The organism is Siphonobacter sp. BAB-5405, assembly GCF_002872335.1.
Lineage (GTDB): Bacteria > Bacteroidota > Bacteroidia > Cytophagales > Spirosomataceae > Siphonobacter.
Map to the genome: position 1 here is coordinate 1 of NZ_NJAG01000036.1, position 19,513 is coordinate 19,513.

General features: G+C 49.8%; 14 protein-coding genes. 7 read left to right on the top strand and 7 right to left on the bottom strand.

Going from position 1 to position 19,513, the window contains the following annotated elements; all coding sequences use genetic code 11:
* Nucleotides 1-84: 84 nt before the first annotated feature.
* The 5 genes from BWI97_RS19490 to BWI97_RS19510 all read right to left on the bottom strand — a co-directional run bounded on the left by BWI97_RS19490 (nt 85) and on the right by BWI97_RS19510 (nt 5,012).
* Nucleotides 85-831: an SDR family NAD(P)-dependent oxidoreductase gene (locus tag BWI97_RS19490; RefSeq protein ID WP_102202418.1), complete on the bottom strand. Its 747-nt coding sequence runs from the start codon at nt 829-831 to the stop codon at nt 85-87.
* Nucleotides 832-838: 7 nt separating this feature from the next.
* Nucleotides 839-1,672 (bottom strand): universal stress protein, encoded by an 834-nt coding sequence (locus tag BWI97_RS19495; RefSeq protein WP_102202419.1) that lies wholly within the window; start codon nt 1,670-1,672, stop codon nt 839-841.
* Between the two features lie 333 nt (nt 1,673-2,005).
* Nucleotides 2,006-2,905, bottom strand: a complete 900-nt coding sequence (locus BWI97_RS19500) for a glycerophosphodiester phosphodiesterase family protein (RefSeq protein ID WP_102202420.1) — start codon at nt 2,903-2,905, stop codon at nt 2,006-2,008.
* 282 nt (nt 2,906-3,187) lie between these two features.
* Nucleotides 3,188-4,018 carry an AraC family transcriptional regulator gene (locus BWI97_RS19505; protein WP_102202421.1) on the bottom strand — a complete coding sequence of 277 codons (831 nt, stop codon included), beginning with the start codon at nt 4,016-4,018 and terminating at the stop codon, nt 3,188-3,190.
* Nucleotides 4,019-4,040: 22 nt separating this feature from the next.
* Nucleotides 4,041-5,012, bottom strand: a complete 972-nt coding sequence (locus BWI97_RS19510) for an aldo/keto reductase (RefSeq protein ID WP_102202422.1) — start codon at nt 5,010-5,012, stop codon at nt 4,041-4,043.
* Nucleotides 5,013-6,143: 1,131 nt separating this feature from the next.
* Between BWI97_RS19510 and BWI97_RS19515 the strand changes: the two genes are divergently transcribed.
* The 7 genes from BWI97_RS19515 to BWI97_RS19540 all read left to right on the top strand — a co-directional run bounded on the left by BWI97_RS19515 (nt 6,144) and on the right by BWI97_RS19540 (nt 16,521).
* The gene (locus tag BWI97_RS19515; protein ID WP_102202423.1) at nt 6,144-6,803 is read left to right on the top strand and encodes an RNA polymerase sigma-70 factor; all 660 of its coding nucleotides are present in this window, start codon (nt 6,144-6,146) and stop codon (nt 6,801-6,803) included.
* A gap of 45 nt (nt 6,804-6,848) precedes the next feature.
* Complete coding sequence (locus tag BWI97_RS27725; RefSeq protein WP_158242798.1) at nt 6,849-7,325, top strand: hypothetical protein; 477 nt, start codon at nt 6,849-6,851, stop codon at nt 7,323-7,325.
* The gene (locus BWI97_RS19520) at nt 7,304-7,855 is read left to right on the top strand and encodes a FecR family protein (RefSeq protein WP_158242799.1); all 552 of its coding nucleotides are present in this window, start codon (nt 7,304-7,306) and stop codon (nt 7,853-7,855) included. Before BWI97_RS27725 ends, BWI97_RS19520 begins: the two co-directional genes overlap by 22 nt.
* Nucleotides 7,856-7,870: 15 nt before the next feature.
* Nucleotides 7,871-11,302 carry a SusC/RagA family TonB-linked outer membrane protein gene (locus BWI97_RS19525; protein ID WP_102202425.1) on the top strand — a complete coding sequence of 1,144 codons (3,432 nt, stop codon included), beginning with the start codon at nt 7,871-7,873 and terminating at the stop codon, nt 11,300-11,302.
* A 21-nt stretch (nt 11,303-11,323) separates the two neighbouring features.
* Entirely contained in the window at nt 11,324-12,934 is a 1,611-nt protein-coding gene (locus BWI97_RS19530) for a RagB/SusD family nutrient uptake outer membrane protein (RefSeq protein WP_102202426.1), read from the top strand.
* A gap of 174 nt (nt 12,935-13,108) precedes the next feature.
* Nucleotides 13,109-15,319, top strand: a complete 2,211-nt coding sequence (locus tag BWI97_RS19535) for an alpha-N-acetylglucosaminidase (protein ID WP_102202427.1) — start codon at nt 13,109-13,111, stop codon at nt 15,317-15,319.
* 23 nt (nt 15,320-15,342) lie between these two features.
* Nucleotides 15,343-16,521: an acyltransferase family protein gene (locus BWI97_RS19540; protein WP_199182044.1), complete on the top strand. Its 1,179-nt coding sequence runs from the start codon at nt 15,343-15,345 to the stop codon at nt 16,519-16,521.
* Nucleotides 16,522-16,783: 262 nt separating this feature from the next.
* On the opposite strand, the gene BWI97_RS19545 is transcribed toward BWI97_RS19540, so the two are convergent.
* Both BWI97_RS19545 and BWI97_RS19550 read right to left on the bottom strand, forming a co-directional pair.
* Nucleotides 16,784-17,809 carry a hypothetical protein gene (locus tag BWI97_RS19545; protein WP_102202428.1) on the bottom strand — a complete coding sequence of 342 codons (1,026 nt, stop codon included), beginning with the start codon at nt 17,807-17,809 and terminating at the stop codon, nt 16,784-16,786.
* Nucleotides 17,810-18,136: 327 nt separating this feature from the next.
* On the bottom strand, nt 18,137-19,360 hold the full coding sequence (locus BWI97_RS19550) for a PQQ-dependent sugar dehydrogenase (protein ID WP_102202429.1): 1,224 nt from the start codon (nt 19,358-19,360) through the stop codon (nt 18,137-18,139).
* Between the last annotated feature and the right edge of the window lie 153 nt (nt 19,361-19,513).

Genomic DNA, 19,513 nt, shown 5'->3' on the forward strand with positions numbered 1-19,513 from the left:
TGAAAACTTCTTTCCGGGAAGTCTAGACAACAGTAGGGATTTTTTAAGGTGTAAGATTAGCTAATGCAAGAAAGACCGGTAGCCCTATTGAGCCAGGTAGCCGCCGTCTACGGGATAGTACGACCCAGTCACGAAGGAGGCTTTATCGGAAGAAAGCCAAATGACTAATTCAGCGACCTCTTCCGAACGCCCCAGTCTACCCATCGGATGCATTCCGATGAGCAACTGCCGGGCTTCGGCTGGTAAATTTTTGAGCAGGGGCGTATCAATGTAAGCCGGGCCAACGGTATTGATGCGGATGCCTTTGGGGGCGTATTCCAGGGCCGCCGTTTGCGTTAACCCTACTACGGCGTGTTTCGCCGCTACGTACCCGGGCGAGTGAGCGGTGGCCACCTGACTTAAAATCGAACCCATGTTTACGATCGATCCCGAGCCCTGGGTCAGCATTACTTCCAGCTCATATTTCATGCAGTAAAACACGCTGTTCAGGTTCACATCCATGATTTTTTGCCAGCCTTCCAGCGAATAATCGGCCGTAACATTCAATTCACCACCAATACCGGCATTGTTACAGGCAAAATCCAGCTTTTTAAACCGACGAACGGTCTCCTGTACCAGTTGCTGACACTGCCGGGGATCCGCTACGTCAGCCTGATAGAAATGAGCAATACCTCCGGCTGCGGTTATCTCTTCAACCACGGCCTGTCCATCGGCCAAATCAGATACCATAACCTGGGCTCCGTACTGGCTGTAGAGCAGGGCTACTGCTCTGCCGATGCCCGAAGCGGCACCGGTTACTAAAGCCGTTTTTCCTTGAAATAGCTTTTCCATAGGTAATTTAAGATAAATGAATGATCAAGACGGGTAACTCAGCCCGGTTTAGTACGGTTTCGGCCACACTACCGTAGAGGAAGTGTTGGATTCCTTTGCGGGCGTGTGTAAACAGGACCAGTACATCGGCGGATACTTCCGTCGCATATTCGAGAATGCCTTTGGCCGTGGACGAATGGCGGCCGATGTGCAAACGGTAGGAGTCCAGCTGCTGCTTTTGAGCCCAAAGGTTCATCAACTGCTGAATTTCTTCTTCCGAACGCGTATCGAAGGGTTTCATCACAAAAAGGTAATCGTCCCGTTCGCGGATATTCAGGAAAAAAGGTTTGGGTAGGATAGCGGGCACCCGGTTGTCTACATCCACGGCCGTTAGGATTCGTCTGGGATGAAAAGGTCTGATCGGTTCTTTCAGAATCAATACCGGACAATGGGCCTGCTGCATCACGGCTTCCGCGTGGGAGCCCCCAGCCAATTCCTTGAGGCCGGATGCTCCTTTCGAAGCCATAATGATCAGGTCGGGGTGATAATCGGAGAGGCACTCCAGGAATCCTTTCAACGTTTTTCCTGCTTCAATCTGAATGTCGATTCCCGCATAGAGCGGATGGCTGATCCAGGCTTCTAATTCAGCTTCGTCGCGGTAACGGGCTTTCTCGAAAGCAGGTTCTAATTCTTCCGAGAACTGTAACGCCGAATCGTTAGCAGATAAATAAGCCAGGTCTTCATCCAGAACCGTATGAAGCAGAAGGATGCGGGCTGGATGCGTTCGAGCCAGCTCAGCGGCCACTTCCAAAGCTTGTAAGGAAAAGGGACTTAGATCCGTCGGAACCAGAATCGTTTTCATGGCATCGCAGGTTGGTTTGACGGACCAAAGTACGTGGTTTTCCAGGACTCCTGAGCTGAGACAGGTCGGGGTTTTAACTGATTGAAATCACTTTTTACCAGTTGGTATCTTTTTAGATAAGGTATTGATTTATATCATTTTATAAGAGCTAAGTTGTTCATCTTATAGGGAAAGCCGAGATCTTTTTTTAAGCAGGAAGTTGATACGTTCCAGGTACAAAAATCAGTAGTTTAAGAAGACAAAAAAATCCGTTCGTCCTTCACTCGCTTGTAAGTCATATCACATGCGTTGAACTCCGATCGAAACGATCAAGCGGGTGCAAACCCAGAGAATTTAAGGGTGTAATCCCTTTTTGCGAAGGTAAGCCAGCAACTCCTGGGGTCGGTCGGTTTGAATGAGCGTGGCTCCGTGGGCAATCAGCCAGCCCCAACCCGCTTCAGGATCGTTTTCTTCGATACTTTTCTCATCATCGTGCCCGCCATTCAAACTAGCCCAAAGACTATTGAGCCAGAGTTTGGAGCCGCTTTTGCGAATGGATTGATAGTTGGAGTGAAGCAGAACGCTATCTGTTGCGAAGTTGAGTTCGTACGCCACGGGTTTTAGATGCTTTTCGTAGGATTCAATCACCGACTGAGCCTCGGGCTTCGCCAGATTTACAATCGGCATAAAAGCCAGCTTGCCGCCCAGCAGTTCCCCGTTTTCGGCTTTTACCGTCTCATAAGATTTACCGGCTTTGATGATGGCGTGATCCATCGTACCCGTTGCCTCCAGAATTTGGTGGGCTTCTTTAAAGTAATCGTACCCTTTATCGATGTTGATCATCACCCGGCCCTTGGCTCGTTTCATGCAGTCTTCGAAGGTCATGATCTTTTGGCGGGTCGGTCCACCGTGCTCATTTTTAAGCGTAAGCTGCTGGAGTTCAGCCCAGGTATACTCACTGGGTTTGCCATGGCCGGTAGTGGTACGATTGAGCGTAGCATCGTGTAAGAGAATCAGTACCCCGTCTTTGGTTTTCTTCAGATCAATTTCGACGATATCCACGCCCATTTGAATGGCGTGTTCGAGGCTAAGCACGGAGTTTTTGGGGGCATACCGCCAATCGCCCCGGTGAGCTACCACCAGTACTTCCGTAGATTTGGGATTGTGTAATTGACGAATAATGTCCTGAACGGGCCGGGTTTGCCCCTGAACCGAAAAAGCAAGGATCCAGAAAAGGAAGGTAAAACGAAGCATAGGGATGAAGCAACTATTGTTTCTTGGGATGATGGGATTCTATACACGCGGTTTTTACGCCGACTGGATACGTTCCCAACGGTTGCCCCGAAAATAGAGTTTAGCTACTCTACCTGCACGCTTCATCCGTATACTTCACAATATGATAACATCTTTCATGACAACTAGACAAGCCGTAAGATGCTCTACTAATTACGGGTATCGTCAATTACAAATACGCATGGACCGGAGTACCGTACTAGGTATGAAACAAAAGAAGTCTGATACATAGACTTCTGTGTATTAAAGGTACTCGTTCCCTTGTACACTCCATTCCGTAGGAGCCTTGCCGAATTTCTTTTTGAAGGCGTGAGAAAAATGCGAAAGGCTTTCAAAGCCCAGGTCAAGATAGATGGCCGAGGGTTTCCTGTGCTTGGATTCGATCAGATGCCGGGCTTCCGTCAGTCTGCGTTCCTGTAACCAGTGCCGGGGAGCCATCCCGAAGGTTTTCTGGAAATCACGCTTGAATCCGGCCAGGCTCCGCCCCGTCAGTCGGGCGAATTTTTCGACGGGAACGTTGTAGTGAAAGTTCGTAAGCATGAATTTTTCCAGGTCCATCTTGTAAGGTTCCGAAAAATCAAACAGCAACTCCCGGAGTTCGGGTAACGTGTAAAGGAGGAGGTGTACCGCCTCCTTTACTTTTAGCATACCCAGCGTGTGCGTTATTTTCTCCTCCGGGTGACGAACGTAGGGAATGATGGACTGAAAGAAAGCCCGCAGAAAATCGTTTCCCGGAATCAAGAGATTGGCCGGACCTGCGTACTTTCGGTTACTTTCCCATTGCTCTTCCAGGGCAATGGTACGAAGAACATCTTCCGGTAATCTGATTACAATGGTCTGATAATCTTCGCCTTCCAGGGGCATTTTTGTGATTTCTGCTAACTGATTTTTCTGAATCAGCAGCATTTCACCCCGACCCATCGTGATGTGCTGATGAGCCGTTTGCATGGAGAAATGACCCGAAACCACAAATACCAGGGTGTTGTGTTCAAGGAAGGCCACTTTCTCCTTCTTCAGCTTGGATAAATACGAGAAGAAAATCAGTCCTGGAAATAATTCAGTTGGATTCGTCACGGAGCAAAGCTACAAAATGGATCTATCGCTGCAGGTAGGTACTGCCCAGAATTGCACCCGGTGCAAACGTGGTGTTGAGGGTGTGCATTTCCTCGGGCGTAAATGTAATGGACATCGCCGCCAGGTTTTCGGGAAGCCGGGACCGTCGGCTCATACTTACCAGGGGCATAATAGATTCGCCCTGAGCATTGACCCAGGCAATCGCTAGCTGCGTGGGCGTACAGCCTTTGTCTCGAGCCAGTTGCTTGAGTACTTCCACTTTTTCCAGGTTTTTGATCAGATTTTCTCCCTGAAAACGCGAGAAGTGGTTGTGGTAATCGTCGGCAGGGAGGGGAGCTTGCATGGCTCCGGTAAGTAAGCCTTCCGCCGTATTGGCAAAAGCCACCACGCTGATGCCTAATTCCTTAGCCGTTGGGAGCAGGTCGCTTTCAATCTGACGATCCGCCAGGGAGTAACCAATTTCCAGAGCCGTGACCGGATATACGCTATGGACTTTGCGTAACTGATCCGCCGTAATTTCCGAAACACCCAGGTGGCGAACCTTGCCTTCTTTGATCAGGTCGGCCACAGTTCCAATCACGTCTTCTACCGGAACGCTGTCATCCAGCCGGCAGGGCTGGTAGAGATCGATGGTATCAATTCCCAGCCGTACTAACGAATAATTGATGAAATTTTTGATGGCAATGGGACGCAGATCCAGGCCAATCCATTGGCCGTTATAGAAAATCGCCCCGAATTTGACGCTAATGAAAGCCTGATCGCGTCGGCCTTTAATGGCTTTTCCTACCAGCATTTCGTTGTGACCGCTACCGTAAAAGTCTCCGGTGTTGAGAAAGTTAATACCGTTGTCCAAGGCCAGTTGAATGGTGGCCAGACTTTCAGTTTCGTCCGGAGTAGGGCTTCCCCACACCGACGACATACGCATACAGCCTAGGCCGAGTTTAGAAACCAAGGGACCCTCGTTACCAAGTTTGATTTGGGGTATCGTTGTCATCGTGTTTGTTTTTAGAGTTTGACGTGACAAAAGTCGGTACGGTTTCTAGTTGCTTTATTTCCTCTACGGCTCAAAAAACTTGTCTGTACGGATCAGTCCTTGCTGGCTCCCTTCCGAAAAGCCAGCGTGGTATAACCCGTATGCTTCTTGAAAAAGTTGTTGTAATAAGTAGGGTCAGCAAAGCCCAGACTATAGGCTAAAACAGGATTCAAACCAAAAAGTATCAATATCAAGTAAGGGGTGGTAGGGGGAGTTGTTTTACGTATTCGTTTCTCTTAACAGGATAAATAGGCTTCTGCAATGTTTTATAAAGTCAGTATTTCGTTCCGTAGGTACGGCTGGTCTTTTAGTACATATGCATCCATGCCGGGCATCGCATGCCGCTGACTTCATCCTGCTCAAGGCCACCGCATTGCGGAGGGAGCCACCATGGGATGGCCCCCATGGAATGGCCCCCATGGAATGGTAGGCGGCTTAAGCCCCAGAATGGAATTCCGACATGAAATGTGATAGAACGGGGTTCGGTTTTACGCAGTCCATGAAGAGGTTAGACCCTCTACTAATAACGATGAACGATCAACCAATAGCTTTTGCTTGAAGATGACCCCCTCACCCATAGAAAGCTCTTAGGTTACCAGCCGTATCAACGAATAACCTAAGCTTTTGCCGTCTTCAAGTTATAAAAGAAGAACTGATTAAAAATAGTATTATTCTAAGTTCGCTCCGTTAGGGAATCTTTCCAAAACGCTATATAGCGTATTATCTATCAATGCTGTTTTATAATTTTTTTCATAAAGGCCTAATACATTAGCCTTTTACAAGAGAACCATGAAGAATAAATATCTTTGAACTATAATTTCAAATGATCTAATGAAAAAGTGGTAGTAACCATTTTTACCTACCAATTATATGGAGCGACTTGCCAGGGATTTCTATTATATTTGTTCCTCCTTTTTGTAAAACGCCGCCACGATACCTTCTTTTTTGCTGGTTTTGAGCAGATTTTTAACTCTTACAGAAGGGGTTAAAAAAAAATATAAAAATTTTCCAGTTTGGCTTAAGGGATTTTTAGGGCTCCCGTGTCTTCCCCCTGAATTGTCACCACTTGGCATACCGATAATGTAAGATTCTATGCAGCTAGCTAGCACTTGGAACTCTTTTCTAACGACTGATCCCGTTTCTCCAGCCGATGAAACGGAGCATGAGCCGTTAAAAAGCTCTGATCAGGAGCTTTTTACCCGAAAAACCTTCGAGACCAATCCAAGGCTAGGTTGTGAAATACTCTTCCGTCGGCACTACGTGGAGCTGTGCAGTCATGCCGTGCGTTTTGTAGGGTCCAAGTCGGTTGCTGAGGATATGGTCGCTGAAGTGTTCTGCCAATTCTATGAAAAACAGGTTTTTTCGACCATCACCAGTTCGTACCGGGCTTACCTCTTTAAAACGGTACGCAACCGGGCTTACAACTACATTCGGCAGTCCTTTCAGCGAGACGTACCCATTGAAGAGGCAGAAGCTTATTTGAGCGAACATAGTCAGCAACCCGATGCACTCACTCAATACGATGAATTGTATCAGGATGTAGAAAAAGCCATTGATTCCCTGCCCGTACAACGCCGGAAGATTTACCTGATGTACCGTTTTGAAGGCAGAAAGTACGCAGAAATCGCTGCTGAGTTGGGCCTGTCCGTTCGTACCATCGAAGTACAAATTCGCCTGGCCAACCAGACCATTCGAGAAATGCTGAAATCCCGCTGGTTCCAGCTCCTTTTAGGAATATTCTTTATTCACTAAGGTTGCCTGACGTTCCTTTCTGCCTTGCTCAATAACATCCGTACCATGAATCCACTCATTAATAAACAGCTCATCTTTGATTTCTTTTCGGGCAAAGCGACGGTTTTGCAGCGAAAGCAAATCGAAGCGTGGAGCCAGGACCCACAAAACGAAGAATTGTTTTACGAATGGTTGCAGGAATGGGAACGCTCACACCTGCAATACCACCCGGATCAGGAGAAAGCGTATAGTCAGTTTAAGGATTTTCTGTACAATGATCAACGGCCTACGTTTTCAAACGTCGAACCCGAAAGTACAGATCGTTGGCGTAACTATCGGAAGTGGCTGCTTCCTTCGATTGCGGCATCCCTTCTGGTGCTACTGGGATACTTCTACCAGGATCGGTTACTGAATCAGCGTTACGCCACGGGCTATGGACAAGTGAAAGTGGTACAACTGACCGACGGAAGCCGCGTAACGCTGAACGCCAACTCCACGCTGCAGGTACCCCGTTTCGGATTTTGGGAAAGCGTCGGCAAGTGAAGCTCGAAGGGGAGGCCCTCTTTTCCATTACCCATACTCCGGATGATCAGCCTTTTGTGGTAAAAACGGATCACGGTTCGGAAGTAGTCGTATTGGGCACCGAGTTTAACCTTTTCACGCGTTCCCGGGCTACCGAAGTAGCTTTACTTCAGGGCAGCGTCGAATTTCATTACCAGAAACAGGGTAACAAAGGGGATGCCGTCCGACTTAAACCCGGCGATCTGGTAAAGCTTCCCTCGAAAGGCAACGTTCAGCTTAAAAAATGGGATCGGAGCCATCATTTTTCCAGCTGGCGTGAACACCGCTACGTGTTCAAGGAAACGTCCCTTCAGGAGCTGACGTACCTTTTTGAAGAAAATTTTGGGATCGTCCTGCGTATCCCTGAATCCCGGACCGCTGCCCTTACCTTGTCAGGAGCCTATCCGGCCGAAAGTGCCGAAGAGCTACTCAGCATTATTGCCGAAGTACTGAACTTACGCATCATCCATCAGGACAAAGAAATTATTTTACAATCTACTTCTCTCACATAATCCCTCTATCTCCGTATGTCTCTTTTTTTTACTAGCCTACACACGTGGGGGCTAGTGGTTTGCCTGGCTTTACCTGGCCAGCCCGCTAGTCCTTTGCTGTCACCGACGGAGTGGCAGTCCTCACTTCAGCTAAAAAATACTTCCCAACGGAAACTTAAAGACGTATTACATGAGCTAAAAGAGCGGTTTGGCGTTGATATTCTTTTCGGCGATCAGCTGGTGCAGGGTCTGACGGTGCCTAAAACGGCTCTTGATCCCAAAGCCAGCCTGGAAGAAAATCTGGACCGTGTGCTGAAAAACTCCGGTCTGCACTACCGCAAGGCGAAGGACGGAGCCTATCTGATTGTCGGACAACGTCTGGACAAAACGACGGAGCGGGAATTACCGCAAACGTCCGCCCGTTCCAGTAGCCCGGTGGCCTCGCAACAACCCAGTCTGGAAGTACAGGATCAGGTCATTACCGGTAAAGTAACCGATGAAAAAGGGGAAGGGCTACCGGGAGTGAACATCCTCCTGAAAGGTACCTCCCGGGGAAATACTACGGACGCGGAAGGGAATTTCAAATTGACCATTCCCGAGAATGCCGACAATACCCTGGTTTTCTCCCTGGTCGGGTATATGAGTCAGGAAGTAGCCGTAGGTACGCGTACGACCCTCGACGTTCAGCTGAAACAGGACATCAAAAGCCTGGAAGAAGTGGTCGTGATCGGTTACGGTACCGTGAAGAAATCAGACGTAACGGGTGCCGTTGCTTCCATCGATTCCAAAAACATTGAGAAAGTAAACCGTGTGGATGCGGCATCGGCTATTCAGGGACAAGTACCCGGGGTGATGGTGCAGCGGACGGATAACAAACCCGGTAGCGGTGGATTCAACATCCGGATTCGGGGAGCCAGTACCATTCACACGACCGAAACGGCGGCCAATGCTGGGTATACGCCCGGACAAAACCCTCTGTTTATCGTTGATGGTATCTTCGTGAACGATATTTCCTTTCTGAACCCCGCCGATATTGATCGGATGGACGTGCTGAAAGATGCCTCGGCGACGGCCATTTACGGTTCGCGGGGTACGAACGGGGTTGTTATCATCCAGACGAAAAAAGGGGAAAGTGGTAAACTCACCGTTCGGTATAACAACTACGTGGGTGTCAAAGAAGTGTATCACTTACCACCCATTTACAATACGACCGGATACGTGGATTACCTGAAAGATGTAGTCGTGGGCAATCAATACGCTTCCGGTAATTACAATTTTACCCGTAATGACGTCAACTTGCCCAATTACCTGAACGCGGAAGAGTTGAAGAACATCAACGACGGCGTTAGTACGAACTGGATCGACCTGATTACCCGGAAAGGTTTTCAAACCAACCATACCCTGGATTTAAGCGGTGGAAATAAATCTACCGTCTATGCGATCGGTTTTGGGTATACGCAGGATAAAGGTACGACGCGTGGCGAAGATTTTAACCGCTACACGCTGCGGGGCAACCTGAGCAGTGACCTGACGAGCTGGTTGAATTTGAGCTACAACAACTACGTCACGGTAGCCACGCAGAACGCGGGTAGTTTTGAAGCCTTCCGAAGTGCGTACCGCTTAAAACCAATTGGAAGAGCGTACAACGAAGATGGTAGTCTGAAATTCCTCCCGACGGCGAAGGAAACGCAGGTGACCAACCCCTTACTGGATATTGAGAACGAAATTCGGGAAACCAAGTATCTCAATTACCTGGGCGACATTGCCGTGCGACTGAAGCTGGTTCCCGGTATGACGTTCACGTCCAAGTTTTCACCCAACATCAAGTATACCCGTTACGGTGAGTACCGTGGAAAGTATACCAAAAGCTCCGTGGGTAATCAAAGCAGTACGCGGGCTCAGGTGGAAAACTACCTGGATTTCTCGTATACCTGGGACAATATTGTCAATTACGATACCAAGATTAACGACGATAATAAAATTAATGCGACGTTTGTTTATTCGCAGTACAACGCCCAAAACGAATCCTATGCCCTGCAAGTAAGAAACTTCTCCTCCGATGATTATCTGTTTTACAATCTGGGAGCGGGTTCTACGGTCAACAATTACTCCAGTCGCTACCTCAAGCAAACCCTTGAATCGTTCACGGGTCGGATCAATTACAGCCTGAAAGACAAGTACATCTTTACGGTAACGGGTCGTTACGATGGTTCCTCCATTCTGGCGGAAGGGAACAAGTGGGCCTTCTTCCCCTCGGCGGCTTTTGCCTGGCGTATGATTGATGAAGGATTCCTGAAATCTCAGAACCTGTTCTCCGATGCCAAACTTCGGCTTAGCTACGGTAAAACGGGTAACAATGGTGCCGGAGGCGGTCTGTCCCCGCTGGGTTCTTTGTCGCTGTTGTCACCGAGCTACACCAACATCAATGATCAGAGTATGAGTACCCTGTTCATCACGGGTCTTGCCAACAAAAACCTGACCTGGGAGCATACGGCTGAAATCAACGTAGGTCTTGACTTTGGTCTTTTCAAAAACCGTCTGACGGGTTCTTTGGACGTGTACGACCGGACGACGAACAACATCATTTTCTTCCGTCCGCTACCCCTGGCAACGGGCTTTCCCGGTACGTATGACAACATCGGAAAAGCGAGCAACCGGGGTGTGGAGCTGGGCTTGAATGCCGTCGTAATCGATGCAAACAAATTCCGCTGGTCGGTGAATCTGAACTTTGCTGCCAACCGTAACAAAGTGCTTAAACTCAACGGAAGCAGCGACGAAATCATCTTCGGTTCGCAGGGAGCGACGCTGATTCACAAAGTCGGCCAGCCGATGGGTTCCTTCTACTACTTCAAAGCGAATGGTATTTGGGGAAACGATCAGGTGGAAGAGGCGAGAAAATACGGTCAAAAGCCCGGACAGGTTCGCGTAGTTGACGTAGACGGCGACGGACAAATCACCGAAAGTCGTGACCGGATGATCATCGGTAACTCCGCTCCGAAATGGACGGGTGGTATGACGCATTCCTTCACGTACAAGAACTTCGATCTTTCCGTGTTTGCCTATACCAGTCAGGGAGCAATGGCTGCCAGTAACTTCCACCGGTCCTTTGCCTTTGCTTACGACAACGAGCCCGCCCGCCTCTGGAATGGCTACCGCACCGACTACTGGACGCCTGACAACCAGACCAGTAACTGGTTTCAGCCCGGTAACGGTGGTACTTATTCGAGTGCCTACAAGTACATGGACGTATCCTTTGTGAAAGTCGGTTACATGACCTTAGGATACCGCCTGCCCGCTGATCTGCTCAGTAAGGCCCGCATCGGCAGCCTTCGGGTGTATGCGACGGTTCAAAACCCCTTCACGTTTACCAAATACGACGGTTGGGATCCTGAAAATGCCTCGCGTAACGACTGGGGTGGAGCCTTTATGTCGCGGACTTACATGGCTGGTTTGAACTTAAGTTTTTAAAGCATCGAAACACGCATTCTGATGAAGATTAATAAATTATTACCCCTCGCAGTAGCGTTTTTAGGCATGTCCTGTCAGGGATTTCTGGATGAAACCAACCGGCAGTCGCAAACGCTGGAAGATGCCAGTAAGAACGCCGTAACGTTTAATCAGTTACTCGCTCGGGTTTACGAAGTTTCCCGGAACAATACGACCCGTTACGCTTCCGACATGTTATACGTGCTGGAAGATCTGGGAACGGATATTGTCACCCGCAGCAGTCCGCTCACGGGTACCGACCCGCTGAATGATTACGTGGACTTGAACCCCTCTACTTACGCCTTACAGGTATACTGGGGCAATCAGTACGCCAATATTGCGGCAGCGAATACCTTACTCGACAACGCGGACCTGATTCAGGGCGTTGAGGCAAACATGAAGACTTCGGGTATCGGACAGGCCAAGTTTTTCAGAGCCTGGGCGTATTTCAACCTGGTAGAAAACTACGGCGGAGTACCGCTGGTACTGAAGCAGGTCAATACGGCTCAGACGTCCTTTCCACGGGCTTCCGAAGAAGAAGTGTACAAGGCCATCGTAGCCGATCTGGAAGATGCTCTTAGTAAGGTAGAGGACAAACCCAGCGAATACGGCCGGGTTTCCAAAGACGCCGTACGTCACCTGTTATCGAAAGTACTGCTGACCAGAAGTTATAAAACCTTTGCCGTCAGTGAGGATGTAACCCGTTCGATTAGTCTGGCGGAAACGGTGGTAGCCAATCACCCGCTCGAATCCTCGTTTGCCCGTTTATTCTCAACGGAAAACGTAAGAAGCCAGGAGACGGTATTTTCCTACCTGTTCGGCAGCGTTACGTCCAGTCTGGGCTGGGGTAATACGCGTCACATGCTATACAAGTTCGAATACTTTAACTATCCCGGTATGACGCGGGGCACCCTGTACCAGAACGGAATTGGCCGTAACCCGACACCCTATTTCTACAGCTTGTTCGACGATAAAGACCAGCGGGCAGAAGCCACGTTCCGCCGGGCCCTGATTGCCGACAAGGTAAGTACGGATGGTTTAATCAAAATCGGCGATACGGCGATCTATTTCCCGAAAACCTCCTGGACGCAGGCTCAGATCAGTGCGAAACGCTACAAGGTCATCAACCCCGATCAGTACTTTACCAACGATGGGGTGACGAACGTGCATTATCCCATGTTCCGCAAGTTTGATAACCCCGGAGCACCGTTTGTGTACGCGGATCAGCCGGCCTTAGGTACTCGCGACATGATCATGATGCGGGCCGGTGAAGCGTATCTGCTGGCCGCCGAAGGTTATCTGAAATCCGGAAACACTACGAAAGCAGCCAGTTTAGTGAATACGCTCCGTTCGCGGTCCGGACTGACGACGGCTCTGACGCCCGCTCAGATCACGCTGGACTTTATTCTGGACGAGCGGGCCCGGGAATTAGTGGGTGAAGTAAACCGCTGGATGGATTTGAAACGGACCAACAAGCTCATCGAGCGTACGCTGGCGTACAATCCGCACGCGAAACTCAACAAGGCTCTGACGACCAAGCACTTATTACGCCCCATTCCTCAATACGAGATTGATGCTTCGGGCGGTACGGTCGTTCAGAATAGTAACTACTAGATTTCATACACTTCTGGTATCAAAACAAGTTTTCAACTGAAGGACGATCCGTCGTTCTTCGTTGAAAAACTTACCACACGATCTTTCTGCAGGGCAATAAAGGGCGTTTGAGATCCTTTGCATCGTTTGCTGTTCGAGGACCTGCAGTCCATTTTCCCGCTACATTTTTGAACCATGAATCTATCCCGTTCCTGCTCATCGCTGCTACTGGCTGGCGTACTAAGCATTTCGGCGGCCTGGGCCCAGCTGAATGTACAAGCCTCCCGCCAATTGATCCAGCGGGTCATTCCCAATCACCATTCCGCTTTTACAGTGGAGGCTTTACCCAGTGCTTCCGATGAAAATGTTTTTGAAGTAGAAAGTGCCCAAGGGAAAATCGTTCTCCGGGGAAATAACGGCGTAGCCGTAGCCTCGGCCCTGTATCACTACCTGACGGAATACGCTCATTGCCAGGTTACCTGGAACGGCACAAATCTCAATCTGCCCTCGCCCTTACCCAAAGTCCCTACGAAAGTAAGCAAAAGCTCACCGTACCAGTACCGCTATTACCTCAACTATTGTACGTTTAACTACAGCATGAGCTGGTGGGACTGGCCCCGCTGGCAACGCGAAATTGACTGGATGGCTTTGCACGGGATTAATATGCCGCTGGCCATTACCGGAGAGGAGTATACCTGGAATGAAGTCTATAAAGACATGGGCTTCACGAAAGAAGATTTACAGGATTTCTTCAGCGGCCCGGCGTATTTTTCGTGGTTCTGGATGGGAAACCTGGACGGCTGGGGTGGACCCCTGCCGCAAAGCTGGATGGATAGTCACAAAACGCTTCAGGAACAGATTGTAAAACGGGAACGGGAATTGGGAATGAAACCCGTACTGCCCGCCTTTACAGGACACGTACCCGCCGCTTTCCGCAAGAAATATCCTCAGGCGAAACTCAAGGCCACCAACTGGACCAACGGATTTGCCGATACGTACATTCTGGATTCGGAAGACCCATTGTTTGCCGAAATCGGTAAGAAATTCCTTGAAAAACAGACGAAGCTTTTTGGTACGGATCACCTCTATTCTGCCGATACCTTTAACGAAAACGAACCGCCTACCGACGACCCCGCGTACCTCTCCGAGTTGAGCAAACGGATTTACGAAGGGATGCGTCAGGCCGATCCCAAAGCGGTTTGGGTCATGCAGGGCTGGTTGTTTTACAGTGACCGGAAATTCTGGAAAGCTCCGCAAATTGAAGCTCTGCTTAAGGCTCTACCCGACGATGGGATGATTCTGCTGGATCTGGCCGCTGAAATCGAGCCCGTCTGGAAGCGTACGGAGGCCTTTCACGGCAAGCCCTGGATCTGGAATATGCTCAATAACTTTGGCGGTAATGTCAACCTCTTTGGTCGTATGGAAGGCGTAGCGGCGAATCCAGCGAAGGATTTGAATGATCCGAAAGCGGGCAAGCTGGTGGGTATTGGTTTGACGATGGAGGCCATTGAGCAAAACCCCGTCATTTATGAGCTGATGATGCAGCATACCTGGCAGCGGGACGCGATTGAACTGGATTCCTGGCTGGCTAAGTACGCCCGAAATCGCTACCGGTCCACGAATCCTAAACTGCTCGAAGCCTGGCAGGTGTTACGCCGCACAGTATACAATGGCAAAGACATTCGCGATGGAGCCGAATCGATTGTTACGGGACGACCTACGTTTGATTCCACAACGATTTGGACGCGTACCAAACTCAACTATCCACCCGCTGAGCTATTACCCGCCTGGGATTTATTCACTGAAGCCGCTCAGCAGGGCGTGGACAGTGACGGGTTCCGGTATGATCTGGTCGATGTAACCCGGCAGGTGCTGGCAAACTACGCCCTGATTGTTCAGAAGCAATGGAAAACGGCTTACCAAAAGAAAGACCAGGCGGCCTTTGCCCGGTATAGCCAGGATTTTCTGGACCTGATTAGTGATATGGACCAGCTACTGGCTTCCCGTAAGGATTTTATGCTGGGACCCTGGCTGAAAGATGCCCGGAGCTGGGGAACGAATGCCGAGGAAAAAGCCCTCTACGAACAAAATGCCCGGGATTTGATTACGCTGTGGGGAGATGCCAATAGTCCCTTACACGAATACTCAAATCGGCAGTGGAGCGGTCTGCTGAACGATTTTTACAAACCCCGCTGGGAACAGTTTTTCCAGCTGTTGACGAAATCGCTTCAGTCCAATCAACAGCCGGACCTTCAGGCCTTCGATCAGCACATCCGGCAATGGGAGTGGCAATGGGTGAAAAAACAGAATCCGTTTCCGGCTACGGAGAAAGGGAACTCGATTCAGCTTTCCGTATCGATGCACAAAAAGTACCGGGAGCGTTTATCGCAAGCCTATCGTCCTTAATCTCCAGTCCGTTTTTAGTTGTTATGAAATCATCTCCCGCCCTGACGGCCCCTGGTACCCCGGTTGCTCCGATCGCAACCGGGCGACTGGTTTCGCTGGATGCCTTACGCGGCTTTGATATGTTCTGGATCATGAGCGGCGAGCACATCATCCATGCTCTAGCTAAAGCCACCGGGTGGCCGGTATTGCTCTGGATGTCGTCTCAGTTACATCACGTGGATTGGAACGGGTGTACCTTTTATGATATGATCTTCCCGCTTTTCTTATTTATTGCGGGTGTATCCATGCCGTATTCGTTGCAGGGAAAACTCAAGCGAGCGGGACTTGATTCGGCTGAGCAATTGTCCTTCGCCGACAAGAGGCCCATTTATCAATCCATGCTCCGACGGACCCTGATCCTGATTTTTCTGGGGATGGTCGTTAATGGCCTCTTTGCTTTTAAAGGGTACGAACAAACCCGCTTTGCCAGTGTACTGGGACGAATTGGCCTGGCCTGGCTGGGGGCAGGTATCATTTTCCTGAATACCTCTACGCGTGGACAAATTATAGCAGCACTTTTAATTTTATTGGGATACTGGGCTGCTTTGATATTGATCCCCGTACCCGGTTTTGGAGCGGGCGTGTTGACTCCGGAAGGCTCGCTAACCTCGTATATTGACCGACTATTTTTGCCTGGGAAACTCCACCGGACGGTGTATGATCCGGAAGGCTTGTTTTCGACTGTACCAGCCATCGCGACGGCTCTGCTAGGTATGCTGACGGGTACGTTGCTGAAAGACGTCCGTCGATCCATGCAGCAGAAAACGTTGATGATGCTAGGACTTGGGATAGGACTGATTTTGCTTGGCTTGCTTTGGGACCAGGTATTTCCGATCAACAAACGACTGTGGACCAGCTCATTTACCGTCTATGTGGGCGGCTGGAGTCTGATATTTCTTGCTGTATTCTACTACATCATTGATGTGCAGGGCTTTCAGAAATGGGCATTTCCGTTCGTGCTGATCGGGACCAATTCCATTTTAATCTACCTGGCTTCCGATGGTATCGTGGATTTTGCCCATACCGCCCATTTCCTATTCGATGGATTTAGCCAGTTTTTTATCCTGCCCTGGCAACCCGTTATTCAGGCACTGGCCGTAACCGCTGTTCAACTCTCGTTACTATACGTTCTGTATCGGAATAAGCTCTTTTTGAAAATCTGATTCCTGCATCCGCGACGGATTTCAATCAACACTTTCAAAAAAGCAAAACATTCCCTGGTTCGAATGAGTACGCATTGCTGAATGCATTCAACCAGGCCTCAGCGGGTGATTGTGAAACCTAACTTCCTCTGAACGATCAAGAGTAAACACCTAATAATTACTTCAAAAAAGGCTGGCCGCTCATCCCTGCCGGGTTAAATACCCGGTAGGGGAGCGGCCCTGCCATTCATCCGATTATAAGGCAAGGGGTACTTTTTAACTATTAAACCGATCGGCGGTACGCCGCCAGATTTTCCGTCGAGGCTGCACCCAGTTTCGCACCGATACTGGCGGCAACAATACCCAACAGTAATCCGAAAAATCCGAAAATAGCTCCTTTCGACGCGGCTGAAGCGGCTGCATCAGCGGCCTGACGGGCTTTTGCTTCGGCCTCCTGCTTCGTCTGTTCAAATTTGACTACGGCCTGTTTGTAGGTATTAATCCAGTTGTCAACAATCTGCTCAGACTCTGCCCGGCTTTTACCCGTACGTTTCATAACCACGTTTACGGCATCTTCCCGGTCTACCTGACTGACGGTGGCCTGACCTTGTTTAAACAGACGACCAAACAACCGATTGGCTTCTTCATTGGCTGACTGGGGGTCTTCCGCTGCCCGTTCGGCAGCAGCTTCTGCCTGATTACCCGCCTGTTTGGCCTTTTGCTCCAATCGATTCGGATTCAAAGCGGGGTTGCCGGTTTGCCGAAGAATCGTATTGACTTCGTTGCGTAAATCACCTAAATCGAGATTTTTTACATCAACTCCATTTTCAGCCAGTTTATCTTTCACGGCCTGCCCTAACTCCGGACCCGCCGCACTGGCTACGGTACCCGCTGCCGAGCCCGCCGTACGAACGACTGCACCCATGAGGCGACCAGCTCCTCCGATGATACTACCGATCGTGGTTGTTAAAAAATAAATCGTTAGCAACGTAACCAGGCACCAGGTTAGCACCCCGTGAATGATACCATCAAATTGAAGGGCAGTGCCAGACAGCCGTCCGGCGATCCAGCCTCCGGCCACCAGTGAAAGCAAACTGCTGATGATATACCAGATGGCAGTGCCCGTACCCAGGCCTGCGGTAGGGTTTTGTTCTTCGACAGGGTTGATGGTTGATAAACCAATGCCCAGGCCTAACAAGCTGAGCAGCATCTGCGTAACGATAGCCACTAATACACCCGCAAATACAGCACTCCAGGAAATACGCTTGATGAAACCGGGTTGGTTAGAATACATAAGTTCACGTTCCATAAATCATGATTTTTAGTTTAAGTTTTATTGTGAGTACTCAATAATCGAGTAATGGGTTAGGTAAAAACTCTATACCAGTTTTAGTAGGAATCCGACGTATATTCATAGATGTTAAAAAGGTAGAGCGTGCGTATGTGGAATGGAGCCTTCCATACTTTACAAACTGAAGCGAGAGATAAGTACTAGGCAGGAATGAAGGGGTAGCTGGATTAGTACAGAGGTACGAGAACTCGATTTACGAATGATACAAGGATATAAACAGCGATCCCGCAGTCAGAGCATTTTAGCTGACTGCGGGATCGCTAAATTAAGGATTCAGAATTTGAATTACTTCCGATCAATGCGGTACAAACGACCCTCATCAGTGATCGCGTACAGGGCACCATCCGTTCCCTGGGTAATATCACGGAACCGTTGTCCTTCACCCGCCAGTAAACGTTCCTCGCCAACGACCCGATTATCGGTAATGGCCAGACGAACAATATGCTTGCTACTAAGCGAGGTGATGAACAGGTTGTTTTGCCACTCAGCAATCCGGTTTCCCGTATAGAACGTCATACCGCTGGGCGACACGACGGGGTCCCAGTAATAAACGGGCTGTTCCATGCCTTGTTGCTGCTGAATGCCGGAGCCAATGGTTTGGCCACTGTATTCGATACCATAAGTGATCGTGGGCCAGCCGTAATTGGCTCCCGGCTGAATGCGGTTGATTTCATCGCCGCCCCGGGGACCATGTTCGCCTTGCCAGAGATCGTTGGTTACTGGGTGCAAGGCCAGTCCCTGCGGATTTCGGTGGCCGTACGAATACAGTTCCGGACGGGCTCCCGATTGTCCGGTCAAGGGGTTACCTGTGGCGGCCTGACCTTCTTTCGTAATTCGGATGAGTTTGCCCAAACTGGAATTCAATTGCTGAGCCTGGGGCCGCGTGGCCAGATCCGACCGCTCACCGGTACTGATGATCAGGTGACCCGTCCGGTCAAACAGAATCCGACCGCCGTAGTGCAGGTTGCCATTGTACGCCGGAGTAGCCCGGTAAATGACCTGAGCGTTGAGAATGCGGGTATCATCCGCGGATAATTCGCCTTTGGCGACGGACGTCACGTTACCACCGGAAACGGCCTCCGAGAATACCCAGTATATCAGTCGATTGGTGGCAAAATCCGGATCAACCCGTACGCCCAGTAGGCCTCCCTGACCCGCCGGATTTACCTGAGGAATGCCGGTAATGGCCTGGCTTACCTGACCCGCCGTGGTTACTATCCGCATGGACCCGGCTTTTTCGGTAATGAGTAACCGGCCATCGGGTAGCGAAGTAATTCCCCAGGGAGCCCGAAGCGATTGCGTAAGGATTCGGCTTTCGTAACCGACGGAAGTTTGCAGGCCCGCAATCCGGGTCTGGCCTTCAAATGCGGGTCGGTAGGAAGTGTTGGCCGGAAGGGTCTCCACGGGAGCTAAATCACCAACCGGATCGGATTCTTCGTGATCAGTGGTTTTACAGGCGGAAAAAGCGACTACGCTGAGAGCCAGAACGAAATGAATGGATGGTTTCATAGATGTCAAGAGTAATTCGTGAGCGAAGTGGGAATGGTTACAAGTACGAGCGGAGCGTGAACGGAGCATTCTCAAAGGATAGTAGTTGGGGAATTTCAACCAGTTCAGCTTCGCTACTTATCCCTAGAAAAAATGAATTCCACCCCAGAGGCG